Source organism: Streptomyces sp. NPDC026522, from assembly GCF_055567555.1.
The window spans coordinates 37,546-64,227 of sequence record NZ_JBVHQF010000004.1; the positions used below are offsets into that span (position 1 = coordinate 37,546).

Annotated in this window: 26 protein-coding genes; 13 read left to right on the forward strand and 13 right to left on the reverse strand. The window is 71.2% G+C overall.

Annotated elements, in window-relative coordinates; genetic code table 11:
• Positions 1 to 16: 16 nt before the first annotated feature.
• Entirely contained in the window at positions 17 to 1,183 is a 1,167-nt protein-coding gene (locus ACZ4M3_RS11570) for an HpcH/HpaI aldolase/citrate lyase family protein (RefSeq protein ID WP_467731418.1), read from the reverse strand.
• A 208-nt stretch (positions 1,184 to 1,391) separates the two neighbouring features.
• On the opposite strand from ACZ4M3_RS11570, the gene ACZ4M3_RS11575 reads away from it, so the two are divergent.
• The gene (locus ACZ4M3_RS11575; protein WP_467732222.1) at positions 1,392 to 2,174 is read left to right on the forward strand and encodes a TerD family protein; all 783 of its coding nucleotides are present in this window, start codon (positions 1,392 to 1,394) and stop codon (positions 2,172 to 2,174) included.
• A 54-nt stretch (positions 2,175 to 2,228) separates the two neighbouring features.
• Here the strand turns inward: ACZ4M3_RS11575 and ACZ4M3_RS11580 are convergent, their stop codons facing one another.
• The 6 genes from ACZ4M3_RS11580 to ACZ4M3_RS11605 all read right to left on the reverse strand — a co-directional run bounded on the left by ACZ4M3_RS11580 (position 2,229) and on the right by ACZ4M3_RS11605 (position 6,839).
• Positions 2,229 to 2,996 (reverse strand): TerD family protein, encoded by a 768-nt coding sequence (locus tag ACZ4M3_RS11580; RefSeq protein WP_467731420.1) that lies wholly within the window; start codon positions 2,994 to 2,996, stop codon positions 2,229 to 2,231.
• A gap of 128 nt (positions 2,997 to 3,124) precedes the next feature.
• The gene (locus ACZ4M3_RS11585; protein WP_467731422.1) at positions 3,125 to 4,243 is read right to left on the reverse strand and encodes a DUF475 domain-containing protein; all 1,119 of its coding nucleotides are present in this window, start codon (positions 4,241 to 4,243) and stop codon (positions 3,125 to 3,127) included.
• A gap of 25 nt (positions 4,244 to 4,268) precedes the next feature.
• Positions 4,269 to 4,844, reverse strand: coding sequence for a TerD family protein (locus ACZ4M3_RS11590; RefSeq protein WP_136214178.1), 576 nt, complete (start codon positions 4,842 to 4,844; stop codon positions 4,269 to 4,271).
• A gap of 224 nt (positions 4,845 to 5,068) precedes the next feature.
• Positions 5,069 to 5,644 carry a TerD family protein gene (locus ACZ4M3_RS11595; protein WP_136214179.1) on the reverse strand — a complete coding sequence of 192 codons (576 nt, stop codon included), beginning with the start codon at positions 5,642 to 5,644 and terminating at the stop codon, positions 5,069 to 5,071.
• Positions 5,645 to 5,771: 127 nt separating this feature from the next.
• Positions 5,772 to 6,230, reverse strand: coding sequence for a peroxiredoxin (locus ACZ4M3_RS11600; protein ID WP_467731424.1), 459 nt, complete (start codon positions 6,228 to 6,230; stop codon positions 5,772 to 5,774).
• A gap of 183 nt (positions 6,231 to 6,413) precedes the next feature.
• Positions 6,414 to 6,839 carry a DUF3052 domain-containing protein gene (locus ACZ4M3_RS11605; RefSeq protein ID WP_030009300.1) on the reverse strand — a complete coding sequence of 142 codons (426 nt, stop codon included), beginning with the start codon at positions 6,837 to 6,839 and terminating at the stop codon, positions 6,414 to 6,416.
• A gap of 449 nt (positions 6,840 to 7,288) precedes the next feature.
• Here ACZ4M3_RS11605 and aceE point away from each other — a divergent pair, with 449 nt between their 5' ends.
• Complete coding sequence (gene aceE, locus ACZ4M3_RS11610; RefSeq protein ID WP_467731427.1) at positions 7,289 to 10,021, forward strand: pyruvate dehydrogenase (acetyl-transferring), homodimeric type; 2,733 nt, start codon at positions 7,289 to 7,291, stop codon at positions 10,019 to 10,021.
• Positions 10,022 to 10,091: 70 nt separating this feature from the next.
• Positions 10,092 to 10,928, forward strand: a complete 837-nt coding sequence (locus ACZ4M3_RS11615; protein ID WP_467731429.1) for a potassium channel family protein — start codon at positions 10,092 to 10,094, stop codon at positions 10,926 to 10,928.
• Here the strand turns inward: ACZ4M3_RS11615 and ACZ4M3_RS11620 are convergent.
• Positions 10,909 to 11,304, reverse strand: coding sequence for a peptidase inhibitor family I36 protein (locus tag ACZ4M3_RS11620; RefSeq protein WP_467731431.1), 396 nt, complete (start codon positions 11,302 to 11,304; stop codon positions 10,909 to 10,911). The two genes, ACZ4M3_RS11615 and ACZ4M3_RS11620, sit on opposite strands and share 20 nt — an antisense overlap.
• A 198-nt stretch (positions 11,305 to 11,502) precedes the next feature.
• Positions 11,503 to 12,990 (reverse strand): MFS transporter, encoded by a 1,488-nt coding sequence (locus tag ACZ4M3_RS11625; RefSeq protein WP_467732224.1) that lies wholly within the window; start codon positions 12,988 to 12,990, stop codon positions 11,503 to 11,505.
• 286 nt (positions 12,991 to 13,276) lie between these two features.
• On the opposite strand from ACZ4M3_RS11625, the gene ACZ4M3_RS11630 reads away from it, so the two are divergent.
• The 3 genes from ACZ4M3_RS11630 to ACZ4M3_RS11640 all read left to right on the forward strand — a co-directional run bounded on the left by ACZ4M3_RS11630 (position 13,277) and on the right by ACZ4M3_RS11640 (position 16,216).
• Positions 13,277 to 13,942 carry a TetR/AcrR family transcriptional regulator gene (locus ACZ4M3_RS11630; RefSeq protein WP_467731433.1) on the forward strand — a complete coding sequence of 222 codons (666 nt, stop codon included), beginning with the start codon at positions 13,277 to 13,279 and terminating at the stop codon, positions 13,940 to 13,942.
• Between the two features lie 197 nt (positions 13,943 to 14,139).
• Positions 14,140 to 15,306, forward strand: a complete 1,167-nt coding sequence (locus tag ACZ4M3_RS11635; protein ID WP_467732226.1) for an alpha/beta hydrolase — start codon at positions 14,140 to 14,142, stop codon at positions 15,304 to 15,306.
• A 76-nt stretch (positions 15,307 to 15,382) separates the two neighbouring features.
• Positions 15,383 to 16,216, forward strand: coding sequence for a DUF4429 domain-containing protein (locus tag ACZ4M3_RS11640; RefSeq protein WP_467731435.1), 834 nt, complete (start codon positions 15,383 to 15,385; stop codon positions 16,214 to 16,216).
• Positions 16,217 to 16,956: 740 nt separating this feature from the next.
• Here the strand turns inward: ACZ4M3_RS11640 and ACZ4M3_RS11645 are convergent.
• Positions 16,957 to 17,991 (reverse strand): aldo/keto reductase, encoded by a 1,035-nt coding sequence (locus ACZ4M3_RS11645; protein ID WP_467731437.1) that lies wholly within the window; start codon positions 17,989 to 17,991, stop codon positions 16,957 to 16,959.
• Positions 17,988 to 18,368 carry a MerR family transcriptional regulator gene (locus tag ACZ4M3_RS11650; protein ID WP_467731439.1) on the reverse strand — a complete coding sequence of 127 codons (381 nt, stop codon included), beginning with the start codon at positions 18,366 to 18,368 and terminating at the stop codon, positions 17,988 to 17,990. Before ACZ4M3_RS11650 ends, ACZ4M3_RS11645 begins: the two co-directional genes overlap by 4 nt.
• Positions 18,369 to 18,438: 70 nt before the next feature.
• On the opposite strand from ACZ4M3_RS11650, the gene ACZ4M3_RS11655 reads away from it, so the two are divergent.
• Positions 18,439 to 19,257: a serine hydrolase domain-containing protein gene (locus ACZ4M3_RS11655; RefSeq protein WP_467732228.1), complete on the forward strand. Its 819-nt coding sequence runs from the start codon at positions 18,439 to 18,441 to the stop codon at positions 19,255 to 19,257.
• A gap of 7 nt (positions 19,258 to 19,264) precedes the next feature.
• Here the strand turns inward: ACZ4M3_RS11655 and ACZ4M3_RS11660 are convergent, their stop codons facing one another.
• Positions 19,265 to 19,921, reverse strand: a complete 657-nt coding sequence (locus tag ACZ4M3_RS11660; RefSeq protein ID WP_467731441.1) for a pirin family protein — start codon at positions 19,919 to 19,921, stop codon at positions 19,265 to 19,267.
• 115 nt (positions 19,922 to 20,036) lie between these two features.
• Between ACZ4M3_RS11660 and ACZ4M3_RS11665 the strand changes: the two genes are divergently transcribed.
• From ACZ4M3_RS11665 to fabF, 5 genes are all read left to right on the forward strand, one after another.
• The gene (locus ACZ4M3_RS11665; protein WP_453355226.1) at positions 20,037 to 21,266 is read left to right on the forward strand and encodes a PucR family transcriptional regulator; all 1,230 of its coding nucleotides are present in this window, start codon (positions 20,037 to 20,039) and stop codon (positions 21,264 to 21,266) included.
• An 89-nt stretch (positions 21,267 to 21,355) separates the two neighbouring features.
• Positions 21,356 to 22,273, forward strand: a complete 918-nt coding sequence (locus ACZ4M3_RS11670; RefSeq protein ID WP_467731442.1) for an ACP S-malonyltransferase — start codon at positions 21,356 to 21,358, stop codon at positions 22,271 to 22,273.
• 20 nt (positions 22,274 to 22,293) lie between these two features.
• Positions 22,294 to 23,298, forward strand: coding sequence for a beta-ketoacyl-ACP synthase 3 (locus ACZ4M3_RS11675; RefSeq protein WP_467731444.1), 1,005 nt, complete (start codon positions 22,294 to 22,296; stop codon positions 23,296 to 23,298).
• A 55-nt stretch (positions 23,299 to 23,353) separates the two neighbouring features.
• Positions 23,354 to 23,602: an acyl carrier protein gene (locus tag ACZ4M3_RS11680; protein WP_053677848.1), complete on the forward strand. Its 249-nt coding sequence runs from the start codon at positions 23,354 to 23,356 to the stop codon at positions 23,600 to 23,602.
• An 81-nt stretch (positions 23,603 to 23,683) separates the two neighbouring features.
• Entirely contained in the window at positions 23,684 to 24,949 is a 1,266-nt protein-coding gene (gene fabF / locus ACZ4M3_RS11685; RefSeq protein WP_467731446.1) for a beta-ketoacyl-ACP synthase II, read from the forward strand.
• A gap of 65 nt (positions 24,950 to 25,014) precedes the next feature.
• On the opposite strand, the gene ACZ4M3_RS11690 is transcribed toward fabF, so the two are convergent.
• Positions 25,015 to 25,509, reverse strand: coding sequence for a DUF3145 domain-containing protein (locus ACZ4M3_RS11690; protein WP_467731448.1), 495 nt, complete (start codon positions 25,507 to 25,509; stop codon positions 25,015 to 25,017).
• Positions 25,510 to 25,759: 250 nt separating this feature from the next.
• On the opposite strand from ACZ4M3_RS11690, the gene ACZ4M3_RS11695 reads away from it, so the two are divergent.
• Entirely contained in the window at positions 25,760 to 26,656 is an 897-nt protein-coding gene (locus ACZ4M3_RS11695; RefSeq protein WP_467731450.1) for an SGNH/GDSL hydrolase family protein, read from the forward strand.
• The last annotated feature ends 26 nt before the right edge of the window (positions 26,657 to 26,682 follow it).

The window sequence follows — 26,682 nt, forward strand, 5'->3', positions numbered from 1 at the left end:
TGCGACGGCGGCGGGCTCATACCTTGAGCCCGGCCGTGAGCAGGTCGACGAAGCCGACCTCCTCCCTCGCCACACCGAAGACCTCGGCGCGCAGCATGGTGCGCTCGGCCCAGGCCCGGTGGGGCTTCACCTCGTTCATCTTGTTCGTGTAGGCGGAGCGCATGACGCCGCCGCCGCCGCGCTCGGGGCGCAGGATGTCCTGGGCGTCGCTGAACTCCTCGTGGGAGACCACCGACAGCGCGTGGACGGGCGTGACGTGCGCGGGGTGGATGCAGGTCTTGCCCAGCAGTCCGTTGGCCCGGTCGAGCTCGATCTCGCGCAGCAGCCCGTCGAGGTCGTGCTCGATCAGGGCGGTGCGCAGCTCCTCGACGCCTTCCGCGAGGAAGGGGCTGCGCCGCAGCTGCGGTTTGAAGAGGCGCTGCTGGCTGCGGAAGTACTCCCAGACGGGGCCGGTGACGGTGAAGCCGGTGCCGTCGGCGCGGCTGAGGACGTTGACGACGTCGGCGATGACGCCCGCGACGATCTTGACGTCGTAGGCGGTCATGTCGGGGGTGCGGCGCAGTCCGTATACGGAGCAGAAGTCGGTCACGCCGAGGCGCAGGGCGAGGACGCGCTCGCGGTAGCGGTTCACGGTCCGGGAGATCCCGGCGAGTGCTTCGACCCGGGTTTCGAGGTGGAGCAGCTCGGGGGTCTCCAGGACGGGCATGGCGTACAGGGGGGCGGTGCCGCTCGCCTGCTCCGCCTGGGCGACGGCGTCGAGGAAGGCGGTTCCGCGACTCTCCGTGAACTTCGGCAGTACGAATCCGGCCAGGTGCCGCGCGGAGCCGCCGAGGCGGCGCACGAGGTCGGGTATCTGCTCGGGCGTCCGGACCCGGATGAAGAGCAGCGGCGGCTCCGCGCCGTCCTCGTCGAGTTCGGCGAACTGCCGGATCAGGTTGGCCTCGCCCTCCGTCACCTCGCCGTCGCTGATGGAATCCTCCAGGCAGAGGACCATGGAGACGACTCCGCGGGCCTGCTGCTTGCGGATGTCGTGGGCGAGGCGGGGGCGGATCGCGGGGCTGTAGAGGGTGGCGCCGAGACCGGCGGCGAGCGTACGGGCGGGGGAGGCGGCGGTGAACTCGGCCGGCTCCTGGTGGAAGAGGTCCTTGCGGACGCTGGGCGAAATGTGCCCGAAGTGACGCATGTGCTTCCCCCGTACTGCCTCGGCGGCCCAACTGGCGTGGCCGGTAATAGTACGTACGAATACAAGTCAAGAGTTCCGCAAGCACATGAAGTTCAGGTAACCCTCTTGCACCATGCCCAGGTCTCGGGTTCGGTACAAGTGGCTACGGGCAAGCGACTACGGGGGGCCGCATTGTCCAGGTCACGGCCGGGAGGGCAGGATGACCGGCATGACGCACGCGATGCAGAAGGGCTCGAACATCCCGGTGTCCGCCGTGGCGGTCCGGGCGGTGCTGCGCTGGACCACCGGGCCCGAGGTGCCGGATGTGGACGCGTCCGCGCTCCTGGTGGGGGCGGACGGGCGGGTGCGCTCCGATGAGGACTTCGTCTTCTACAACCAGCCCCGGCACCCCTCGGGGGCGGTGTGGCGCCTGGGCAAGAAGCAGATCGGGGATGCGATCACCGACGCCGTCCAGGCGGACCTGCGGACGGTGCCCACCGTGGTGGACCGGGTCCTGGTGGTCGCCTCCGCCGAGGACGTACCGTTCGAGCGGGTCCGTGACCTGCGCATCCTGCTGTACGACGCCACCTCCACCGGCGGCTCCGAGCCGCTGGCGTACTTCGACGTGCACCCGGAGACGGGTGCCGAGACGGCGCTGATCTGCGGCGAGCTCTACCGCCGGGCCGAGGGGTGGAAGTTCCGCGCCCTGGGCGAGGGGTACTCGGACGGCCTGGTGGGGCTGGCGACCGACCACGGGATCTCGGTCGACGAGAACGCCCCCGACCAGGCGGCGAGCCCCGAGCCCGGGCCGGCCGACGAGCGGACGGCCGCCATGGCGCCGCCGGTGCCTGCGATGCCCGCGGTGCGCCCGGCGCCCGCGCCGCCGACCCAGGCCCCGCCGGCCGTCGAGCCGGCCTACGGCTACCCGCAGCCGGTGTCCCCGGTGCCCGGGCCGGGCGGCGACTCCGCCTTCCGGCTCCCGGCGCAGGGTCCGCAGTTCATCCGCCGCTGAGACCGGGCGGGAACCCGCCCGGGAGCCTGACCGGGGGCGCGTACGCGGCGCTGGTCAGGCCTTGGTGCTCTTGTAGCCGCGGCCCCACTGGAGCCCCCACCCGTACAGTCGGTCCAGCTCGGCCTGGAACCCGTAGACGAACTTCACCTCGCGGCGCACGGTCAGCTCGCCCTTGACGGTCTCCAGCGAGACCACGGCGCAGGACCGGGCCTGCGGGTGGCGCTCCTCCAGCTGGATCTCGATCCGCGGGCCGGTGCTGGGGTACAGGGTGACCACGGCGTGCGTCCGGTCGAAGGCCGGGGTCTGGTCGTAGATGTAGACGAAGACCAGCAGCCGCTTGATCTCGTCGGCGTGGTCGAGGTTGACGAATATCGTCTCGCCCGAGGGCGCGCCGAACCGGTCGTCGCCGCTGAGCTTCACGTACGGCGGACTGTTGATGTCGCCGTGCAGGTTGCCCAGGGGCTGGACGACGCCCCGCGTTCCGTCGGTCAGCTCGTACAGGCAGCCGATGTCGAGGTCGACGTTGACCATGCCCTGGGTGTGCGCCTGCACCATGTCGGGCTTGAAGAGCTTGAACGGGTGGCGCAGCAGCCGGCCGCTCTGGCCGGAGCGGCCGCCGATGTCGGAGGTGCGCATCCGCCACGAGAGGTTGACCCGCAGGTTTCCGTGGACTGCCCCCTGTTTGGTGAGCGATACCGTCGGATGCCGCCTGGTCAGCTCGATCGCGTTGGACGAGGCGCTGCCCGAGTCGAAGCGCATGGCGCGGGCGCCCCTGATGCCGTCGAAGAAGCCGCTGCCGAAGATGCTGTCGAAGAGACCCATTTCCCCTACCCCCCTGAGACCCCGCACGTACGGAAGCGGGGCGGCCGGGGCCCCGGACGAAGTCCGGGGGAGGGTCCGTGGACCCTCAGGCCGCCCCGCACATGGAGCGTTCCGCATTCCCGCCGGGCTCATGCCTCGACGGGAACTCCTTCCAGTTCGGCCAGGCGCTTGTTGCGGCGCACGGAGGACCAGAAGGACCAGGCGATCAGCAGGACGCCGACGAGGCCGGTGATGACCTCGTTGATCTCGTACTGGATGGTGACGAGGAGGATCACGGCGAGCGCGCCGATGGCGTAGTGCGCGCCGTGCTCCAGGTACACGTAGTCGTCGAGGGTGCCCTGGCGGACCAGGTAGACCGTCAGCGACCGGACGTACATGGCACCGATGCCGAGGCCGAGGGCCATGAGCACGATGTCGTTGGTGATGGCGAAGGCGCCGATGACCCCGTCGAAGGAGAACGAGGCGTCGAGCACTTCGAGGTAGAGGAACATGAAGAACGCGGCCTTGCCCGCCATGACGACGGCGGGGACGGCGCTGCCGCTCCGCTTCGCTTCTTCCTCGGCCTCGTGTTCGGCCTCTTCGTCCTCTTCGAGCTTGTTCTCGAAGTAGCCGGAGAGACCACCGACGATCATGTAGGTGATCAGACCGGCGATGCCGGCCACCAGGACCGTCTCCGCCTTGTCGACGTGGGCCCCGCCGTGCTGGTGGGCCTGCGTCGCGAAGGTCGCCGAGGTGATGAGCAGCGCGATCAGCGCGATGCACGCCGACAGCATGTCGATCTTGCCGAGTTTGGCCAGCGGGCGCTCCAGCCAGGCGAGCCACTTGATGTCCCGGTCCTCGAAGATGAAATCGAGGAAGATCATCAGCAGGAACATTCCGCCGAAAGCCGCGATCGCCGGGTGGGCGTCCGTGACCAGCTGCTGGTAGCGGTCCTTGTCGGTCAGCGCCAGATTGACGGCTTCGATCGGCCCCAGGCTGGCGGTGATCGCGACGATCACGACGGGGAACACCAGCCGCATGCCGAAGACCGCGATCAGCACACCGACCGTGAGGAAGATCTTCTGCCAGAAGGCATTCATCTTCTTCAGGATTCCGGCGTTGACCACCGCGTTGTCGAAGGACAGCGAGATCTCAAGGACGGACAGGATCGCCACGATCCCAAAAGCGGTCCACCCCCCGTAGAACACCGCTGCGGCCAGACCGAGCGCAGTGACTGCGAACGACCAGCCGAAGGTTTTGAGAACCACTGGCACCCCATCGTGTTGTACGGCTTTACGAAACGTTGACCCCGAAGTCTAGAGCGATGCCCCGCAGCCCCGACGCGTACCCCTGTCCCACTGCCCTGAACTTCCATTCGCCCCCGTACCGGTAGACCTCGCCGAAGATCATCGCGGTCTCGCTGGAGGCGTCCTCGGTGAGGTCGTAACGGGCGAGTTCCTGGCCGTCGGCCTGGTTCACCACGCGGATGAACGCGTTGCTGACCTGGCCGAAGCTCTGCCGGCGGGCCTCCGCCTCGTGGATGGAGACGGGGAAGACGATCTTGTCCACCTCCACCGGCACCTTGGTGAGGTCGATGATGATCGACTCGTCGTCGCCCTCACCCTCGCCGGTGAGGTTGTCCCCCGTGTGTTCGACGGAGCCCTCGGGGCTCTTGAGGTTGTTGTAGAAGACGAAGTACGAGTCGCCGAGCACCCGGCCGTCGCGGCACAGCAGCGCGCTGGCGTCGAGGTCGAAGTCGGCGCCCGTGGTGGAGCGCGCGTCCCATCCGAGACCGACCAGGACCCGGGTGAGGTTCGGTGCGGCCTTGGACAGGGAGACATTGCCCCCCTTGGCGAGTGTGACGCCCATGTTGTGGTCCTCCCCGGACGACGTGGTGATGGTGGTGCGGTGGTGCCGGCCCTGCGGTGGTGCTGGGTGCTGCGGCCGTACTGGTGCTGCGGCCGTACTGGGTGCCATCGGTAGAACCGGTGGTTCCGGTGGAGCGGGTAAAGCCGGTCCGGCGCCGTACACACAGTGCACGACGCCGGACAGGAAGCGGCTGTGGGTCACAGCCGGCTGGCTGAGGCCAGGACTCAGACGTTGACGCCGAAGTCCTGGGCGATGCCGCGCAGGCCCGAGGCGTAGCCCTGGCCGATCGCGCGGAACTTCCACTCCGCGCCGTTGCGGTACAGCTCGCCGAAGACCATGGCGGTCTCGGTCGAGGCGTCCTCGGAGAGGTCGTAGCGGGCGAGCTCGCTGTTGTCGGCTTGGTTCACGACGCGGATGTAGGCGTTGCGCACCTGGCCGAAGCTCTGCTGGCGGGTCTCGGCCTCGTAGATCGAGACCGGGAAGACGATCTTGTGCACATCGGCCGGGACGCCGGAGAGGTTGACCTTGATCGCCTCGTCGTCGCCCTCGCCCTCACCGGTGGTGTTGTCACCGGTGTGCTCGACCGAGCCGTCCGGGCTCTTCAAGTTGTTGAAGAACACGAAGTTCGAGTCGTTGGCGACCTTGCCCTGGTCGTTGGTCAGGATCGCGCTGGCGTCGAGGTCGAAGTCGACTCCGGTGGTGGTGCGAGCGTCCCAGCCCAGACCGACGATGACCGCCGTCAGGTTAGGCGCGGCCTTGGTCAGCGAGACGTTGCCGCCCTTGCTGAGGCTGACTCCCACGGGTCCTCCATTGGGTTTCGATGTGGGGCTGCGCCCCTTCGTGCGGTTGCTGTCGGATCAACGTTTCGATCCTAGTGACGGGTTCCCGCCCGTCACCGGATTTCCCGCGGATCGGGCGCCGTACCCGTCAGAGGCTGTCGAGGGCCTTGATGTACTCGTTCAGGTCACGCGCGTCGGGCAGCCCGTTGACGACGGTCCAGCGCACGACGCCCTCCTTGTCGATGATGAAGGTGCCGCGGACCGCGCAGCCCTTGTCCTCGTCGAAGACGCCGTAGGCGCGGGAGGTCTCGCCGTGCGGCCAGAAGTCGGACAGCAGCGGGTAGTCCAGGTTCTCCTGCTCGCCGAAGACCCGGAGGGTGGGCACCGAGTCGTTGGAGACGGCCAGGAGCTGGACCTCGTCGTTCTGGAAGCGGGGGAGCTGGTCGCGCAGCTCGCACAGCTCACCGGTGCAGACGCCGGTGAAGGCGAACGGGTAGAAGAGCAGCACGACGGCCTTCTCTCCCCGGAAGTCGGAGAGCCGCACGGTGGCGCCGTGGTTGTCCTTGAGCTCGAAGTCCGGGGCCTTGCTGCCGACCTCGATCGCCATCTCTCGCATTCCCTTCGTTCCCGCATTCCTGCGGTGGGCTGTTCGGGTGTGGCCAGCCTATGGGGTGCGGCCTCCGGGAGGGGAACGCGCGTACGCCGCCGGACCGCCGCCGGAACGCGCACACCCCGCCGACCGTGGTGATTCCGGTCGGCGGGGTGTGTCCGCTCGGCTGCGGGGCGCGGCTCAGCGCTTGGCCTTGGCGGCCTTCGGCGTCACCAGCTTGGTGGAGGTCCACTCCTTGCCGACGGGCAGGCCCTTGGCAAGCGAGAGGCCGGCCGTCTCGGCGGCCTCGCTGATGTCGCTGGCCTCGACGTAGCCGTCACGGCCCGTCTTGGGGGTCAGCAGCAGGATCAGTGCGCCGTCCTCGACCAGCTCGGTCGCATCGACCAGGGCGTCCGTCAGATCGCCGTCCTCGTCGCGGAACCACAACAGCACCGCGTCGGCGACGTCGTCGTAGTCCTCGTCGGCGAGCTCGCTGACGAGCTTCTCGACGGCGTCACGGAATTCCTGATCGACGTCGTCGTCGTAGCCGATCTCCTGGACCACCTGTTCGGACTGGAAACCCAGCCGGGCGGCCAGGCTCTCCGCGTGGTCCGCGGTCGCGCTCACGGGGTGCCTCCTGCTCATGTTCGGTGAATGTCTTTCGGCGGCGCGCGTACGCGCAGCATTGGGCGTAGTCCACACGGGCGCGGCGGATCGCGCAAGTACCCGGCCGCCGAGACCGTCGAAACGGTGACGATTGCGGCCGTCTCGCCGCAACTTTGAGCGTGCCCGTACGGCCTTGTGGTGATTCATCCCACACCATTCCGGCTCATTCGGCATCGCTCGGGACTTCCCACCTGTTTGAGGGACGAACGGCCTTACGAAGGGGCTGATCGACTTGGGCGTAAGGTGGCGGTCCGGCTGGACCCGCTCCGACGTCGTTTCCACCCGCTCCACCGGCGGTGCCCAGGCTTTCCAGGGGTTACCCAGTGGTAGAGGTGAAGATTTCGGCCGAGCGTAAGACCATGGGAGGCGGCGACCCCAAGGCACGACTCCCCCGACAGCGAAGGAACAGCGTGGCTTCCGCATCCGATCGCAATCCGATCATCATTGGCGGCCTGCCGAGCCAGGTCCCGGACTTCGATCCGGAAGAGACGCAGGAGTGGCTCGACTCCCTGGACGCGGCCGTCGACGAGCGCGGCCGTGAACGCGCCCGTTACCTCATGCTGCGCCTGATCGAGCGGGCCCGCGAGAAGCGCGTGGCCGTGCCGGAGATGCGCAGCACGGACTACGTCAACACGATCGCCACCAAGGACGAGCCCTTCTTCCCCGGCAACGAGGAGATCGAGCGCAAGGTCCTCAACGCGACCCGGTGGAACGCGGCCGTCATGGTTTCGCGCGCGCAGCGCCCCGGGATCGGGGTCGGCGGCCACATCGCGACCTTCGCCTCCTCCGCCTCCCTCTACGACGTGGGCTTCAACCACTTCTTCCGCGGCAAGGACGAGGGCGACGGCGGCGACCAGATCTTCTTCCAGGGCCACGCCTCGCCCGGCATCTACGCCCGCGCCTACCTGCTGGACCGGCTCTCCGAGCAGCAGCTCGACGCGTTCCGGCAGGAGAAGTCGAAGGCCCCGTACGGCCTGTCCAGCTACCCGCACCCGCGGCTGATGCCCGACTTCTGGGAGTTCCCGACCGTCTCGATGGGCCTCGGCCCGCTCGGTGCGATCTACCAGGCCCGGATGAACCGGTACATGGAGGCGCGCGGGATCGCGGACACCTCCAAGTCCCACGTTTGGGCGTACCTCGGTGACGGCGAGATGGACGAGCCGGAGTCGCTGGGCCAGTTGTCCATCGCGGCCCGCGAGGGTCTGGACAACCTGACGTTCGTCGTCAACTGCAACCTCCAGCGCCTGGACGGCCCGGTCCGCGGCAACGGGAAGATCATCCAGGAGCTGGAGTCGATCTTCCGGGGGGCCGGCTGGAACGTCATCAAGCTGATCTGGGACCGCTCGTGGGACCCGCTGCTGGCCCAGGACCGCGACGGCATCCTGGTCAACAAGATGAACTCCACCCCCGACGGGCAGTTCCAGACGTACGCCACCGAGTCCGGCGCGTACATCCGCGAGCACTTCTTCGGCGGTGACCAGCGGCTGCGCGCGATGGTCGAGAACATGAGCGACCAGCAGATCCAGCACCTCGGGCGCGGCGGCCACGACCACAAGAAGGTCTACGCGGCGTACGCGGCGGCCAAGGCCCACAAGGGCCAGCCGACGGTGATCCTGGCCCAGACGGTCAAGGGCTGGACGCTGGGCCCGAACTTCGAGGGCCGCAACGCGACGCACCAGATGAAGAAGCTGACGGTCGACGACCTCAAGCGCTTCCGCGACCGCCTGCACATCCCGATCACGGACGCGCAGCTGGAGCGCGGCGCCCCGCCGTACTACCACCCGGGCCGCAACTCCCCCGAGATCCAGTACATGCACGACCAGCGCAACGCGCACGGCGGCTACGTGCCGACCCGCGTGGTGCGCGCGAAGCCGCTCCAGCTGCCCGACGACACGGCGTACGCGGCGGCCAAGAAGGGCTCGGGCCACCAGTCGATCGCGACGACGATGGCGTTCGTGCGCATCCTGAAGGACCTGATGCGGGACAAGGAGATCGGCAAGCGGTTCGTGCTGATCGCGCCCGACGAGTACCGCACCTTCGGTATGGACGCCTTCTTCCCGAGCGCCAAGATCTACAACCCGCTGGGGCAGCAGTACGAGGCGGTCGACCGCGAGCTGCTGCTCGCGTACAAGGAGTCGCCGACCGGCCAGATGCTGCACGACGGCATCTCCGAGGCGGGCTGCACGGCCTCGCTGATCGCGGCGGGTTCGGCGTACGCGACGCACGGCGAACCGCTGATCCCGGTCTACGTCTTCTACTCCATGTTCGGTTTCCAGCGCACCGGTGACCAGTTCTGGCAGATGGCCGACCAGCTGGCGCGCGGATTCGTCCTCGGCGCGACGGCCGGACGGACCACCCTCACGGGTGAGGGCCTCCAGCACGCCGACGGTCACTCCCAGCTGCTGGCGTCGACCAACCCGGGCTGCGTGGCGTACGACCCGGCGTACGGGTACGAGATCGCGCACATCGTCAAGGACGGTCTGCGGCGCATGTACGGCCCGGAGTCGGAGGACGTCTTCTACTACCTGACCGTCTACAACGAGCCGATCCAGCACCCGGCCGAGCCGGCCGGGGTCGACGTCGACGGCATCCTCAAGGGCATCCACCGGGTGTCGGCGGGCACCGAGGGCAGCATCGGGGCGCAGATCATGGCCTCCGGCGTGGCCGTGCCGTGGGCCCTGGAAGCGCAGCGGATGCTGGCCGCGGAGTGGAACGTGAAGGCGGACGTCTGGTCGGCGACCTCCTGGAACGAGCTGCGCCGCGAGGCCGTGGAGGTGGAGGAGCACAACCTGCTCCACCCGGAGGAGGAGCAGCGCGTGCCGTACGTGACGCGCAAGCTCTCGGGGTCCGAGGGGCCGTTCGTGGCGGTCTCGGACTGGATGCGGTCGGTGCCGGACCAGATCTCGCGCTGGGTCCCCGGCCCGTACACCTCGCTCGGCGCCGACGGGTTCGGTTTCGCGGACACCCGTGGCGCGGCCCGCCGGTTCTTCCACATCGACGCGCAGTCGGTGGTGCTGGCCGTGCTGACCGAACTGGCGAAGGCGGGCCGGATCGACCGTTCGGTACTGAAGCAGGCCATCGACCGCTACCAGTTGCTGGACGTCGCGGCGGCCGACCCGGGTGCGGCGGGCGGCGACGCGTAACCGTCACTCTTCCGAGGGGGCGTTGGGACAGTTGTCCCAACGCCCCTTACTCGTTCTTTACTATGCGGGCATGAAAGAACCCTCCCGCCAGGCCCGGTGGGAGCGGCGGAGCCAGACCCCGCTGCTCGTGCTCGCCGTGGCGTTCGCCGTCGCGTACGCCGTGCCGATCGTGGCGCCGGACGCGAGCCCCGCGGTGCACCGGGCGTGCACGCACGCCGAGTGGGTGGTGTGGGGCGCCTTCGCCGCCGACTACCTGGTCCGGCTGAGCCTGTCGCCGTCGCGGAAGGCGTTCGTACGGGGCCACTGGCTGGACCTGGCGGCGGTGCTGGTGCCGATGATCCAGCCGCTGCGGCTGCTGCGGCTGGTGTCGACGCTGCTGCTGGTGGGCCGGCGGGCCCGGATGGCGCCGCAGGTCCGGCTGACCACGTACGTGGCGGGCGCGGTGGTGGGACTGCTGATGTTCGGCTCGCTGGCGGTGCTGAGCGTGGAGCGGGACGCGCCCGGGGGGAACATCAAGAACCTCGGGGACGCGCTGTGGTGGTCGGTGACCACCATGACGACGGTCGGGTACGGGGACCACTCCCCCACCACCGGGCTGGGGCGGCTGCTGGCGGTCGGGCTGATGCTGTCGGGGATCGCGCTGCTGGGTGTGGTCACCGCCAACATCGCCGCCTGGTTCATCTCCCGGTTCGAGCGCGACGACCAGGTGGAGCGGGCGCAGACCGCGGCGATCGCGGAGCTGGCCCAGGAGGTACGGGCGCTGCGCGCCGAGGTCGCCCGGCTGGGAGGCGGCGCGGCGGCGCCGGAGCCGGACGGCGCCCCGGTGCGGGAGGACCGCGCCGGGGCCCCGGCGGGGGCGGCGGACGAGCACGCGTTCCCCGGGCCGGTCAGCGCTCCCAGACCTTGAACGCCCGTACCTGGTAGGGCGACTGCGGCAGCCAGACGCCGTCGCCCGGGTAGGTCTGGAACTCTCCCGTCTCCTGGCACTCCGCCGACTGGTACGTGGTCACCGGGCGGCCGGTCCGGTTGGTGAGGGCCTGGGCGCTGGTCCCGGCGGGCAGCGCGGTGCAGCTGTTGATGTCGAGGGTGCTGAGCTCGTAGGTGTGCCGGGCGCCCTTGAAGTCCGGCTTCGCCCACAGGCACAGCTGCCCGGTGGCGCAGGCGCCGAGCGTCGGTGGCCCGGCGGCGTGCGCGGGGCCGGCCGTGCCCGGGACGAGGGCGGCGGCGGCCAGGGCGAGAGCGGCCAGGAAAGTACTGCGCTGCGCGGGGATACACGTACGCATGACGGGTCAACTCCTTGTGGACAAGCGGGCCCCGGACCGTTTCCGAAGCTCCGACGACCCCACGCTGACCTGCGGCGACGTGCGTACGGAAGGGGGTGCGGACGGGTCCACCCGGATAGGCGACAGCCCCGCCGGAACCGTCCGGCGGGGCTGTCGTGCGTACCGGGTTGACGCCTGCGCGGTGCCCGGGTGGCCGGCTCAGACGTGGGCCGCGCCCGCCCCCGCGGCGGCGTTCTCGCCGCGCTTGGTGAAGCCGGCCACGATCGCGGCGAGCACCGCGACCACGCCCGCGACGCTGAAGGCGGTGCTCATGCCCGAGACGAACGTGTCGTGCGCGACCGTGGTGACCGCCTGCGCGACCTGCTGCGGGACGCCCGGCGGGACGGGCGCGATGCCGACCTGCACGCCCTTCTCGGCGAGGTCGAGCTGCTCGGGGCTGAGCGGCGGCAGCTGCGCGCGCTGCCAGTTGTCCCCGAACGTGTCACGGACGGTACCCGCCATGACGGCGCCGAGCACGGCGGTGCCCAGGCTGCCGCCGACCTGCATCGCGGCCTGCTGGAGCCCGCCGGCCACCCCGGACAGCTCCAGCGGGGCGTTGCCGACGATGACCTCGGTGGCGCCGACCATGACGGGCGCGAGACCGAGGCCGAGCAGGGCGAACCAGAGCGACATGACCATGGTGCCGGTGCCGGGGGTCAGCTGGGCCATCCCGAAGCAGGCCACCGCGGTGGCGACCATGCCGGCGACCAGCGGGATCCGCGGGCCGATCTTGGTGATCGCGGCGCCCGCCAGGGGCGAACCGATGATCATCATGCCGGTGAGCGGCAGCAGGTGCAGGCCGCTGTCGACCGGCCTCATGCCGTGGACGTTCTGGAGGTAGAAGGTGACGAAGAACAGGCCGCCCATGAACGCGAAGGCCATCAGCACCATCAGTACGGTGCCGGCGGACAGCGGCAGCGAACGGAACATCCCGAGCGGGATGAGCGGTTCGGCGACCCGGTTCTCCCAGAGGGCGAAGAGCACGAAGCAGACGACCGAGGCCCCCAGGAAGACCAGGGTCTTGGTGTCGCCCCAGCCCCACTCAGCAGCCTTGATCAGGGCCCAGATCAGCGAGAACATCGCGCCGGACAGCAGCACGATGCCCAGCAGGTCGAAGGAGCGCGGGGCGTTCTCGGCCCGGTGGTCGAGCAGGGTGAAGAGGCCGAAGCCGAGCGCGACGATCCCGACGGGGACGTTGATGAAGAAGACGGACTGCCAGCTGACGTGCTCCACGAGCAGACCGCCGACGATCGGCCCGGCGGCGGTGGAGGCGCCGATGACCATGCCCCAGATGCCGATGGCCATGTTCAGCTTCTCGGCGGGGAAGGTGGCGCGCAGCAGGCCGAGCGCGGCGGGCATCAGCAGCGCGCCGAACAGGCCCTGGGCGACCCGGAAGCCGATGACGAGCTCGACGCCGGTGGACAGGCCGATCACGGCGGAGGAGAGCGCGAAGCCGGCGATGCCTATGAGGAAGGTCTGCCGGTGACCGAAGCGGTCACCGAGCTTGCCGGCGGTGATGAGGGAGACGGCGAGGGCCAGGAGGTAGCCGTTGGTGATCCACTGCACCTCGGCGAGGCTGGCGCCGAGGTCCTTCTGGATGGCGGGGTTGGCGACCGCGACGATCGTGCCGTCCAGGGTCACCATCATGACGCCGATCGCAACGGCGAAGAGGGTGAGCCACGGATGGCCGCGCAGTCCTGAACCCGACGGCGCCGGGCCGGATTTGTCCAGGGTCACCCGGCCGTCGGCGGTGATCTGACTAGTCATGCGAACAGGCTAGTGACAGCGACTGACACTTCACAAACGGCTTAACGGGACAGCCGCTGTCAGCTGGGTCACAGGTACCCTGACCGCTCACTCAGCGTCAGAACTCGGCGTCGGAACAGCCCGGTATCGGATCCCGGCAGCAACACCGGAAGGGGACCCCGCGGTGATGACCGAACACCGGCCCGCGCCGGCCGTCCCGGCGGCCGTCCCGGCGGCCGGACTGCGCGAACGCAAGAAGCGGCGCACCCGGGACGCGCTGCTGCGCGCGGCCCTGCTCCTGTTCCTCTCGCAGGGCTACGAGAAGACGACGGTCGACGAGATCACCGATGCCGTGGAGGTCTCCCAGCGCACCTTCTTCCGCTACTTCGCCAACAAGGAGGAGGTCGCCTTCGCCGTCCAGGACCTGGTCGAATCGCACTTCGTGGCGGCGCTGCGGGCGCGGCCGGCCGCCGAGGGGCCGCTGACGGCGATGCGGAACGCGGTGCTCGTGGCCTGGGACACCGTGGACGAGGCGATCTCCGACGTGGTGCCCGTCGACCTCTACATGCGCGGCTACCAGCTCATCGAGTCGACCCCGGCACTGCTCGCCGTCCACCTGCGGCGCTCCACCGAACTGGAGGAGCGCATCGCGCGGCTCGTCGCGGAACGCGAGGGACTGGACGTGGACGCCGACCCCCGGCCGCGGGTGGCGGTGGCCGCCTTCTCCGGCGTCATGCGGGTCACCGGACGGCTGTGGGGGCAGGGGCACGACACCAGCGTGGCGGCGATCCGGCGGATGACGGAGGCCTACCTCGACCAGATCGGCCCGGCGCTGGCCGCGGACTGGCACTGAGCGAAGCCGCCCGCGGGGGCGTACGTGCGGCGCCCGGGGCAGTAGCCGAGCGTGACGGTCCGGGCGTCTGTGACACGGTCGGTGGTGAGACCCGTCACCCGGCGCGCCAGGGGCTCCAGCGGTCTCCTAGGCTGGTTCCAGTGAATCTGCCCGGCTCCGTCCACCACACCGCCGGCGCCACAGCGCCCCCCGCCGCCATGCGCACCCTGCTCGCGCTCGCGGTCGTCCTCGTCATGCTGGTGATCACCGGCTGGACCTCCGTGCACCGGCCCGAGGCGGGCATCTCGCCGCGGGCCGCCGCCCTCTCCGCCTGGTCCCTGGCCCGGATCGACGGGCGCGCCCTGCCCGCCGCCGACGCCCCCGTCGCCGCGGTCTCCCGCTTCTTCGCCGGACTCGACGGCGCCCAGCGCGCCCGGCTCGCGGACGGCTACCCGCTCGTCGTCGGCAACCTCGACGGGGTGCCCGCCACCACCCGCTACCGGGCCAACCAGCACTCCCTGGAGCAGGCCCGGCGCGTGGAGGAGGACCGCAGCCGGGACGTCGCCCTGACCCCGGCCGACCGCGCCACCGCGCTCCGGCGCGCCCACCGGCTCGAATCGCTGGCCGAACCGGGACGGCAGATCCTCCTGTTCGACCCCACCGGCGACGGGCTCGTCGCCGAGGTCTTCGGCGACCTCGACCAGGCCCGCCGGGTGTCGGTGATCGTGCCCGGCGTCGACACCGACCTGCTCACCTTCGAGCGGACGCAGCGCCGGCTGACCGCGCCGTCCGGTATGGCGCGGTCCCTCTACGAGGCGGAACGCGCGAGCGCGCCGGACAGCAGCACGGCGGTCATCGCCTGGGCCGGGTACACCGCACCGACCGGGGTCGGCATGGACGCCGCAACCGGGAAGCTCGCCGTGGAGGGCTCCGTACGGCTGCGGGCGCTGGCCGCGGCCCTGCCCGGGCGGTCCAGCGTGGCGCTGATCTGCCACAGCTACGGCTCGGTGGTGTGCGGGGTCGCCGCGCACGAACTGCCGCCGCGGGTGACCGACGTGGTGGTGGCCGGCAGCCCCGGGATGCGCGTGTCGAACGCCGCCGAGCTGCACACCGCGGCCCGGGTGTGGGCGATGCGGGACTCCGGGGACTGGATCGCGGACGTGCCGCACCTGGAACTGGGCGGCCTGGGCCACGGGGCGGACCCCGTGTCGCCGGACTTCGGGGCGCGGCTGCTGTCCTCGGCCGGGGCCCGCAACCACACCGGCTATTTCGAGCCAGGAACCGCCTCGCTGGACAACTTCGCGAAGATCGGAACCGGCGCGTTCGGTTCGGTCGTGTGCGTGACCGGGGACGACACGTGCCGACAGGGCGTTTCCGGGGACTGACGGGCCCACAGGTCCCGCAGAACCGTCTCTGCGGTGAGGGGGACGAGCGGGGGCACGTCCCTTTACCATGAGCCGCATGGGGGACGTATTGGCCGGAAACCATGCCGTCTGGGAGTTCGACTCCGACTCGGTGATCATCCGTTTCGCGCGGGGGCTGCGGACGCCAAGGCTCTGGCACGCCCTGAGGGAGCGCCGGATCCCGCTGGAGGCGCTGTCCGAGCTGAGTCTGACGGTGGGCAGGCGGGACGCCGTGGTGCTGCGCGCCGTGCCCCGGCCCGGGGCGGATCCGCTGATGGAGGCCGCCGCCGGACAGCTCAAGGAGAGCTGCGACCCGTACCGGCTGGTGCTGCCCGGCGGGTGCGCCCCGCGGGCGGCGGCGCTGGCGGACGACGTACGGGACCGGCTCGGGCCCGCGACGGCGGCGGAGCGCTTCCTGGTCGCGGCCCCGCAGGCGCCGGCGCACCTCAAGGCGTACGACGCGCGCGTCGGCTTCGACGGGGCGGCCGTCACCTTCCACTGGTCGCGTACGGGCGCCAGCAGCGCGAAGTGGAAGGCGGGCGACCAGCGGTATCCGCTGGCGGAGGTGACGGGGGTGGTGTGGCGCTCCCCCGAGGGGCCGGACGGGCACCTGCGACTGGTGCTGCGGGACGCCGCCGCGGGCGCGGTCGGCGGGGACCGGCCGGACCACGACCTGGCGGCGGCCGTGTTCGGGGTGGGGTACGGGGCGGTGCACGAGTCGCTGCCGTTCGCGGCGGCCGTGCTGGCGGCGTTGCGGGGGCGGCGGACGCCGGTGACGGCGGCCGTACCGAAGTCCTCCGGCGGGGACCGGCTGCACCACCTGGCTGAGCTGCACAGCGCGGGGCTGCTGACGGACGCCGAATACTCGGCCCTGCGCGACCGGCTGAGCTAGCCCGGGTCCCGGCCGGCCCCGGCAGGGCTCCGCCCCGCACTCCCGGACTCCGTCCGGGAGGCTGAAATGGCGGGGCCGGCTGCCCCGGGCGCCGGCCCCGCCTCCGGCGCGCCGAGCCGACGGGCCGGGATGGCGCGCCGGATGCCCCGGCTAACCCAGCGCGGACAGGCTGGCCAGACCCGGTCCGGCCGTCCGGGCGCGCCGCCGCGCAAACGGCCCCGGCTGCGCCGGGCCCGTGGGGCTCCGCCCCACAACTCCGTCCGGGGGGACCCCCACGAGGCTGACATGGTCCCCCAGCGCCGACAGGCTGAACTTGCAGGGCCGAATGCCCCGGCTAACCCAGCGCGGACAGGCTGGCCAGCCCCGGTCCGGCCGTCCGGGCGCGCCGCCGCGCAAGCGCCCCCGGCTGCGCCGGGCCGTGGGGCTCCGCCCCACAACTCCGTCCGGGGGAACCCCCACGAGGCTGACATGGTCCCCCAGCGCCGACAGGCTGAACTTGCAGGGCCGGATGCCCCGGCTAACCCAGCGCGGACAGGCTGGCCAGCCCCGGTCCGGCCGTCCGGGCGCGCCGCCGCGCAAACGGCCCCGGCTGCGCCGGGCCCGTGGGGCTCCGCCCCACACCCCGCGCCTCTCCGGCGAGGCTTGAATCGCCGGGCCGGATGCCCCGGCGCCGGCCCCGCCTCCGGCGTGCCGAGGCCGACACGCTGAGATGCGGGGCCCGCTGCCCCGGCACCGAAGGGTCAGGCCTCGCGGGCCGCCGAGGTGGAGGACATGTCCGGGTAGCGGTCGCCGGTGACCTGGGAGGCGATCGGCTCCAGCAGGGCCAGCTCCGCCTCCGTCAGGGTGATCCGGGTCGCCGCCGTGTTCTCCGCGAGCCGCCCGGGCTTGCGGGTGCCCGGGATCGGCACCACCGTCAGCCCGTGCACCTGCGCCCGCTGCTGCACCCAGGCCAGCGCGATCTGCGCCGGGGTCGCCCCGTGCGCCGCGGCGATCTCCCGCACCGGCGCCAGCAGCGCCGCGTTCGCCTTCGCGTTGTCGCCCGTGAACCGCGGCTGGTGCTTGCGGAAGTCGCCCTCCGACAGCTCCGCCGCCGCGTCCGCGAACGCGCCCGTCAGGAACCCGCGTCCGAGCGGCGAGTACGGCACGAACGCCACCCCCAGCTCCGCCGCCGCGCCCACCGCGCTGCGCTCCACGTCCCGGCTGAACAGCGACCACTCCGACTGGAGCGCCGCGATCGGGTGCACCGCGTGCGCCTCGCGCAGCTCGGCTCCGGTGACCTCGCTCAGACCGAGGTGGCGCACCTTGCCCTCCCGCACGAGTTCGGCCATCGCGCCCACCGACTCGGCGAGCGGCACGGCCGGGTCGCGCCGGTGCATGTAGTAGAGGTCGATCACCTCGGTGCCGAGCCGCCGCAGGCTGGCCTCGACCGCCTGCCGGAGGTAGCCGCGGTCGTTGCGGATGCCGCGGTACTGCGGGTCGTCGCTGCGCTCGATGGCGAACTTCGTCGCCAGGGTGATCTCGTCGCGGTGCGCCGCGACGAACGGCGCGAGGAACTCCTCGTTCGCCCCGCGCCCGTACACGTCCGCGGTGTCGAAGAGGGTGACCCCGGCGGCCAGTGCCGCGTCCAGGGTCTGCCGGGCGGCCTCCTCGTCCGTGTCCCCGTAGAACTCGCTCATGCCCATGCAGCCGAGGCCCTGCACACCGACTATGGGGCCGCCCTTGCCGAGTTCGACCCGCTCGATCTGCTCCGTGCCGTGCTCCGTGTCCTGCGTCATTGCCGTACAGCCTTCCCCGCGTAGTGATCGATCTTGTAGTCCAGTACGGCGAGCGCGTCCGTCAGTTCCGAGATCCGCGCCCGCACCTCGCGGCGCGTCCGCTCCAGCAGCTCGCGCCGCTGCTCGACGGTGTGTTCTCCCTCGCGGACCAGCTCCGCGTACCGCACCATGTCCGCCACCGACATCCCGGTGCTGCGCAGCTTGCCCACGAAGGCCAGCCAGTCGAGGTCCTTGTCGCTGAACCGCCGCTGTCCCGAGTGGGAACGGTCCACGTGCGGCATCAGGCCGATCCGCTCGTACCAGCGCAAGGTGTGCTGGGTCAGACCGGTCAGCGCCTCGACTTCGCTGATCGTGTACCGCGTCTGCGTCAGGCTCATGGCGACCACGCTAAAACCTTGGAGTGCACTCCAAGCAAGTAGGCTCGGCCGCATGGAGAGCCCGGAGACCTTGCAGACCCTGCGGACCATCGAGAGCTGGCCGGTACCGACCGCCGCGGCGGCCGTCGTGCGCGCCGACGGGAGCCTCGCCGGCTCCCACGGGCCCGCGGACCACCGCTTCCCCCTGGCCTCGGTCACCAAGCCGCTCACCGCGTACGCCGCCCTCGTCGCGTACGAGGAGGGCGCGGTCGAACTGGACGAGCCGGCCGGTCCGGAGGGTTCCACCGTCCGGCACCTGCTCGCCCACACCAGCGGCCTCGCGTTCGACGAGCACCGGGTGATGGGCCCGCCCGGGCAGCGCCGGCTGTACAGCAACGCGGGCTTCGAGGTGCTCGGCGACCACATCGCCAAGGCCACCGGCATCCCCTTCGCCGAGTACCTGCACCAGGCCGTCTTCGAGCCGCTGGGCATGGCGTCGAGCGCGCTGGAGGGCTCCCCCGCCAAGGACGGCGTGTCGACCGTCGCCGACCTGGTGCGCTTCGCCGCCGAACTCCAGGCGCCCCGGCTGCTGGACGTCCGCACCGTCGCGGAGGCCACCTCCGTCGTGCACCCGGGCCTCAAGGGCGTACTGCCGGGCTACGGGCACCAGTCCCCGAACGACTGGGGGCTCGGCATGGAGATCCGCGACGGCAAGTCCCCGCACTGGACGGGCACCACGTCCTCGCCGCGCACCTTCGGGCACTTCGGCCAGTCCGGCACCTTCCTGTGGGTGGACCCGGACGCGCGCGCCGCGTGCGTGGCGCTGACCGACCGCGCCTTCGGCCCGTGGGCCGTGGCGGCCTGGACCCCGTTCACCGACGCGGTCCTCGCCGAACTCCGCGCGCGTTAGTCAGGAGTCAGGGCAGTTCCCAGATCAGCAGTTCGCCCGGGGAGCCGGCGACGATCCGCAGTCCCGTCTCGCCGGTGATCCGCGCCGAGTCGCCGGGGCCGAGTTCCTCGCCGTCCAGGCGCAGGTCGCCGCGCACCACGTGCAGGTAGACCCGGGGCGCCTCCGGTACGGCGATCCGCTCCCCCGCGCCGGGCCGCCGCACGTGCAGCACGGCGCCGGCCGCGGGGATCTCGTACGGCTGCCCGTCCGCGAGGCCCCGGACCAGCCGGTACGCGGGCTCGCCGGCCGCCGCCAGCGGGGCCAGCCAGGTCTGGACGAAGCGCAGCGGCACGGGGCCGTCGTTGCGTTCGATGTGCCGGGCGCCCGACCCGGCGGTGAAGTGCTGTACGTCGCCGGAGCGGACCAGGCCGGTGTCGCCGGTGGTGCTGTCCTTGTGCGTGAGCTCGCCCTCCACCACCCAGGTGACGATCTCGGTCTGGCTGTGCGGGTGCTCGTCGAAACCGGAGCCCGGTTGCAGGAGCTCCTCGTTGCAGGCGAGCACGGGTCCGAAGCGGATGTTGTCCGGGTCGTAGGAGGAGCCGAAGGAGAAGGCGTGCCGGGTGGTGATCCCGGCGGCCGGGTTCCCGCCCTCGTACCGGTCCGCGGCGCGGCGTACATCAATCATGGTGGCCACCGTAGACCCCGGGGGCGTCCTTCCGGGACCGGCCGCGGCGGGGGCGGCGGACGGGTGCCCGTGGACCCGGCTCCGCGCCGGGGCGCCGATAAGGCAGTCTTGTCCCGTGCCCCAACCCGAACGTGAGCATTCCCCCGAGACCGGCCCGGCGCGTCCCGCGCACGCCGCGCATCCCGCCCACCCGCATCCCGCGACGCTGCGCCGGCTGGAGAAGTCCGCCGGACGGCTCTCCGCCAACGCGATCGCGCGCATGGACGAGACCCTGCCGTGGTACCGGGCGATGCCGCCGGAGAACCGGTCGTGGATCGGCCTGGTCGCCCAGGCCGGCATCGCCGCGTTCACGGAGTGGTTCCGGCACCCGGAGACCCCGCAGGCGATCTCCACGGACGTGTTCGGGACGGCTCCGCGCGAGCTGACCCGGGCGATCACCCTGCGCCAGACGGTGGAGATGGTGCGTACGACGATCGAGGTCATGGAGACCGCGATCGACGAGGTGGCGGCCCCGGGCGACGAGTCGGTGCTGCGCGAGGCGCTGCTCGTGTACGCGCGGGAGATCGCCTTCGCGACGGCCCAGGTGTACGCCCAGGCGGCGGAGGCGCGCGGGGCGTGGGACGCCCGCCTGGAGTCCCTCGTCGTCAACGCGGTGCTGTCGGGCGAGGCGGACGAGGGCGCGCTGTCGAGGGCGGCGGCGCTCGGCTGGAATTCGCCGGAGCACGTGTGCGTCGTCCTGGGCACGGCCCCGGACGGTGACAGCGAGCTGACGGTCGAGGCGATCCGGCGGGCCGCCCGCCACCACAAGCTCCAGGTGCTGACGGGGGTGCTGGGCGACCGGCTCGTGGTCATCGCGGGTGGCAGCGACAACCCGTTGCAGGTGGCGAAATCGCTGATCGGGCCGTTCGCGGCCGGTCCGGTGGTGGCCGGTCCGGTGGTCCCCGACCTGCTGAACGCGACGAAGTCGGCGCAGGCCGCCGCGGCCGGCCTGAAGGCCTGTACGGCCTGGCAGGACGCCCCCCGCCCGGTGCTGGCGGACGATCTCCTTCCCGAGCGCGCGATCGCCGCTGATCCCTCCGCGAGGGAGCAGCTGGTGGAGGAGATCTACAGACCGCTGGAGGAGGCGGGCTCGGCGCTGCTGGAGACGCTGAGTGTCTACCTGGAGCAGGCGAGCAGCCTGGAGGGGGCCGCGCGAATGCTGTTCGTGCACCCCAACACGGTGCGCTACCGGCTCCGACGTGTGACCGACGTCACCGGCTGGTCACCCTCCGATGTCCGTTCGGCGTTCACGCTGCGGATCGCCCTGATCCTCGGGCGTCTGGCCGACGGCGATCTCCAGTCCTAGACTTTTGTCAGACATCAACAATTACCCCGACGGTTCTTCGTCCCTGTCCCCACGGGCGGCGCGGGCCGGATACAAGAGAGAGTGTGAGGGTGCTCGTACTCGTCGCTCCAGGCCAAGGCGCTCAGACGCCCGGCTTCCTGACTCCCTGGCTCGAACTCCCCGGCGCCGCCGAGCGCGTCGCGGGGTGGTCCGACGCGCTCGGGCTCGACCTCGCCCACTACGGCACGAAGGCCGACGCGGACGAGATCCGCGACACGGCGGTGGCCCAGCCGCTGCTGGTCGCGGCGGGTCTGCTGTCCGCTTCGGCGCTGGGTTCACCGGCGGCTTTCGGCGCGGTCGCCGGCCACAGCGTCGGTGAGATCACCGCCGCCGCGTACGCCGGTGTGCTGAGCGAGGCCGACGCGCTGTCGTTCGTACGGACCCGGGGCCTGGCCATGGCCGAGGCCGCCGCCGTCGTCCCGACGGGCATGGCCGCGGTACTGGGCGGTGACCGCGACGTGGTCGTGGCCCACCTGGAGAAGCTGGGGCTCGCCCCGGCCAACATCAACGGCGCGGGCCAGATCGTGGCGGCCGGCACCCTGGAGCAGATCGCCGCTCTGGAGGCCGACAAGCCCGAAGGCTCCATGAAGGTCGTCGCCCTCAAGGTCGCGGGCGCCTTCCACACGCATCACATGGCCCCGGCGGTCGCCACCCTGGAGAAGGCCGCACAGGCCCTCGACCCGGCGGACCCGGCGCTGACGTACGTGTCGAACAAGGACGGCGGGGTCGTCACCTCGGGCGCCGATGTCGTCGCCCGCCTGGTCGGCCAGGTCGCCCATCCGGTCCGCTGGGACCTGTGCATGGAGACGTTCGCCGCACTGGGCGTCACCGGGATCATCGAGCTGTGCCCCGGCGGGACCCTGACGGGGCTGGCCAAGCGCGCGCTCAAGGGCGTGCCGAGCGTGGCCCTGAAGACCCCGGACGATCTCCAGAAGGCCGCGGAGCTGCTCGCCGGGCACGCGGCCTGAGAGAAGGAGCCCACCTCAGCATGTCGAAGATCAAGCCTGCCAAGGGCTCCCCGTACGCCCGCATCCTCGGTGTCGGCGGTTACCGCCCGACCCGGGTGGTGCCCAACGAGGTCATCCTGGAGACGATCGACTCGTCCGACGAGTGGATCCGCTCGCGTTCGGGCATCGCGACCCGGCACTGGGCCTCGCCCCAGGAGACCGTCACCGCGATGTCGGTGGAGGCTTCGGGCAAGGCGCTGGCCGATGCCGGTGTCTCGCCGGAGCAGATCGGCGCCGTGATCGTCTCCACGGTCTCGCACTTCAAGCAGACGCCGGCCGTCGCGACGGAGATCGCGCACCTGGTCGGGGCGGTCAAGCCGGCCGCGTTCGACATCTCCGCCGGCTGCGCCGGGTTCGGTTACGGCCTGACGCTCGCCAAGGGCATGGTGGTGGAGGGGTCGGCGCAGTACGTCCTCGTCATCGGTGTCGAGCGGCTGTCGGACCTGACCGACCTGGAGGACCGGGCGACGGCCTTCCTGTTCGGCGACGGCGCCGGCGCGGTGGTCGTCGGCCCTTCGGACGAGCCGGCCATCGGCCCCACGGTGTGGGGTTCGGAGGGCGACAAGTCCGAGACGATCAAGCAGACCGTGCCCTGGGACCAGTACCTCGGCAAGGGCGGCGGGGAGAAGTTCCCGGCCATCACCCAGGAGGGCCAGGCGGTCTTCCGCTGGGCCGTCTTCGAGATGGCCAAGGTGGCCCAGCAGGCGCTCGACGCCGCCGGGATCGCCGCGGAGGACCTGGACGTCTTCATCCCGCACCAGGCGAACATGCGGATCATCGATTCGATGGTGAAGACCCTCAAGCTGCCGGAGCACGTCACGGTCGCCCGTGACGTGGAGACCACCGGCAACACGTCGGCCGCCTCGATTCCGCTCGCCATGGAGCGGCTCCTGGCGACCGGAGCGGCGAAGAGCGGCGACACCGCGCTCGTCATCGGCTTCGGGGCGGGGCTCGTCTACGCCGCGACGGTCGTTACCCTCCCCTAGGGCCGGGATCGTTTTTCCCTCCCTGATCATCAATTAGCTAGAGAAGGAGCGCCTCATGGCCGCCACGCAGGAAGAGATCCTCGAAGGTCTCGCGGAGATCGTCAACGAGATCGCCGGCATCCCGCAGGAGGACGTCCAGCTCGACAAGTCCTTCACCGACGACCTGGACGTCGACTCGCTGTCCATGGTCGAGGTCGTCGTCGCCGCCGAAGAGCGCTTCGAGGTGAAGATCCCGGACGAGGACGTCAAGAACCTCAAGACGGTCGGCGACGCCGCGGACTACATCCTGAAGAACCAGGCCTAAGAGCCTGCCGAGCGTTTGTCGCCACCCCGCGGTGGCGCCGTGACAATTCAGCACCCCCTGAGACGTGGAGAAAGAATTCCTGTGAGCCCGACCAATCGCACCGTGGTCGTCACCGGTATCGGCGCAACCACTCCGCTGGGTGGCGACAGCGCTTCGACCTGGGAAGGTCTGCTTGCCGGCCGTTCCGGCGTCAAGCCCCTGGAGGGCGAACGTTTCGCCGAACTCCCGGTCCGCATCGCCGCTCAGGCCGCCGTGGACCCGAGCGAGATCCTGCCCAAGCCGCTGGCGCGCAAGCTCGACCGATCGGCGCAGTTCGCGCTGATCGCGGCCCGTGAGGCCTGGGCCGACGCGGGCTACACCGCCCCGGCCGGCGAGGACGCCGCCATCGTGCCCGAGCGGCTGGGCACCGTGATCGCCTCCGGCATCGGCGGCGTCACCACCCTGCTCGACCAGTACGACGTACTGAAGGAAAAGGGCGTGCGCCGGGTCTCCCCGCACACCGTCCCCATGCTCATGCCGAACGGCCCGTCGGCCAACGTCGGCCTGGAGGTCAACGCCCGCGCCGGTGTGCACACGCCGGTCAGCGCGTGCGCGTCGGGCGCCGAGGCCATCGGCTACGCCGTCGAGATGATCCGCACCGGCCGCGCCGACGTGGTCGTCGCCGGCGGCACCGAGGCGGCGATCCACCCGCTGCCGATCGCCGCGTTCGCCAACATGATGGCGATGTCCAAGAACAACGAGAACCCCACCCAGGCCTCCCGCCCCTACGACAAGGCCCGCGACGGCTTCGTCCTGGGCGAGGGCGCGGGCGTGGTGGTCCTGGAGTCCGCCGAGCACGCCGCCGCGCGCGGCGCCCGGGTCTACTGCGAGGTGCTGGGCCAGGGCCTGTCCGCGGACAGCCACCACATCGCGCAGCCGGAGCCCACGGGCCGCGGTGTCGCGGCCGCGGTGCGCAACCTGCTCGACAACACGGACCTCGACCCGGCCGAGCTGGTGCACCTGAACGCGCACGCCACGTCCACCCCGCAGGGTGACACGGCCGAGCTCAAGGCGCTGCGCCAGGTCCTGGGCGGTGACCTCGACCACATCGCGATCTCGGCGACGAAGTCGATGACCGGCCACCTGCTGGGTGGCGCGGGCGGCATCGAGACGGTCGCGACGGTGCTGGCCCTGTACCACCGGATCGCCCCGCCGACGATCAACGTCGAAGAACTGGACGACGACATCGACGCGGACATCGTCCGCGGCGAGCCGCGCAAGCTGCCGGTGGACGGCCCGATCGCGGCGATCAACAACTCGTTCGGCTTCGGCGGCCACAACGTGACGCTCGCGTTCCGTACGGTCTGACGCCCCGCCCCCGAAGACCGCGAAGGGCCCACCCGGATGCCGGGTGGGCTTTTCGCGTGCCGGGCTCAGACCACCTGGTGGAGCCAGCGGACCGGGGCGCCCTCGCCCGCGTAGCGGAAGGGCTCCAGTTCGTCGTCCCAGGGCTTGCCGAGCAGCGTGGAGATCTCCGTCTCCAGGTCGCTCTCGCCGCTCGCGGACCGGGCGACGGCGGCGCGCAGCCGGTCCTCGGGGATCAGGATGTCGCCGTGCAGGCCGGTGACGGCGTGGAAGATGCCGAGTTCCGGGGTGGAGCTGTAGCGCTCGCCCTCGGCCGTCGGGCAGGGCTCGGCCGTCACCTCGAAGCGCAGCAGGTGCCAGCCGCGCAGCGCGGAGGCGAGCTTCGAGGCGGTGCCCGCTTCGGCCTGCCAGGAGAACTCGGATCTCCAGGTGCCGGGGGAGGCGGGCTGCCTGATCCAGTCGAGGTTCACCCGCACCCCCAGCACCCCCGCAACAGCCCATTCCACGTGCGGGCAGAGCGCGCGCGGTGCGGAATGCACGTACAGGACTCCACGTGTCGTCACCGGGACCTCCAGTGTGGGACGAGGTCGGGAATAAACTCCAGAAAACGGACAGTATGTGACGAGATGTAATCTAACGGAAATGATCTGACATTGCGTCGCGGGACCTGCGGCCGAAACGCCACGGGAAAAAGCTACCGTGCGCCAGGGGTCCTGGTGTGACGTACGGTCGCCCAGAACCCCGTGAACACAGAGCATTCACTCAGCAGGACGCCCCCGCGGGACGGGGGGCGACGAGGGAGGGACCACCCCGATGGGCACCACCGCTCCGCGCCGACGCACCCGCCGGACCCTCGTGGCGGCGGTCGCGACGGCCGCCCTGCTGGCAGGGGGCGCGACGGCCTGCGACTCGGGCGGCCCGGGCTCCGAGGGCGGCCGCGGGGCGCAGGCCGGACCCCGCTGGAACACCTCCCCGAAGTCGATCGTCGCCGTGGGCGACTCCATCACCCGGGGGTTCGACGCCTGTTCGGTCCTGGCGGACTGCCCGGAGGTCTCCTGGGCCACCGGTGCGGACCCGGAGGTCGACTCCCTCGCCACCCGGCTGCTCGGCCGGGCCGACGCGCCCGCGCACAGCTGGAACTACGCGGTGACCGGCTCCCGGATGGCGGACCTGGCGGCCCAGCTGACCTCGGCGGCCGCGCACCAGCCCGACCTGGTCACGGTGATGGTCGGCTCGAACGACGCCTGCCGGCCCACGACTTCCTCGATGACCTCCGTCGCCGCCTTCAAGGCCGGTTTCGAGAAGGCCCTCGCCGGCCTCCGGGCCGCCTCTCCCGCGACCCAGGTGTACGTGTCCTCCGTGCCGGACCTGCAGCGGCTGTGGGAGCAGGGCAAGGACGCCCCGATGGTGCGGCAGGTCTGGAAGCTCGGCATCTGCCAGTCGATGCTGGCGGAGCCGCTGTCGTCCACCCAGGAGGCCACGGCCCGGCGCGAGCGGGTCCGGGCGCGCGTGGTCGAGTACAACGAGGTGCTGCGCACGGTCTGCTCGAAGGATCCGCTGTGCCGCTACGACGGCGGCGCCGTGTTCCAGTACCCCTTCGGGACCGAGCAGTTGAGCCGCTGGGACTGGTTCCATCCGGGCAAGGCCGGCCAGGCCCGGCTCGCGGAGCTCGCGCACCGGCAGGTGACGGCTCCCGCACCGCCGCGCTGAGCGCGCGGGGAGGACCGGCGGAGGCT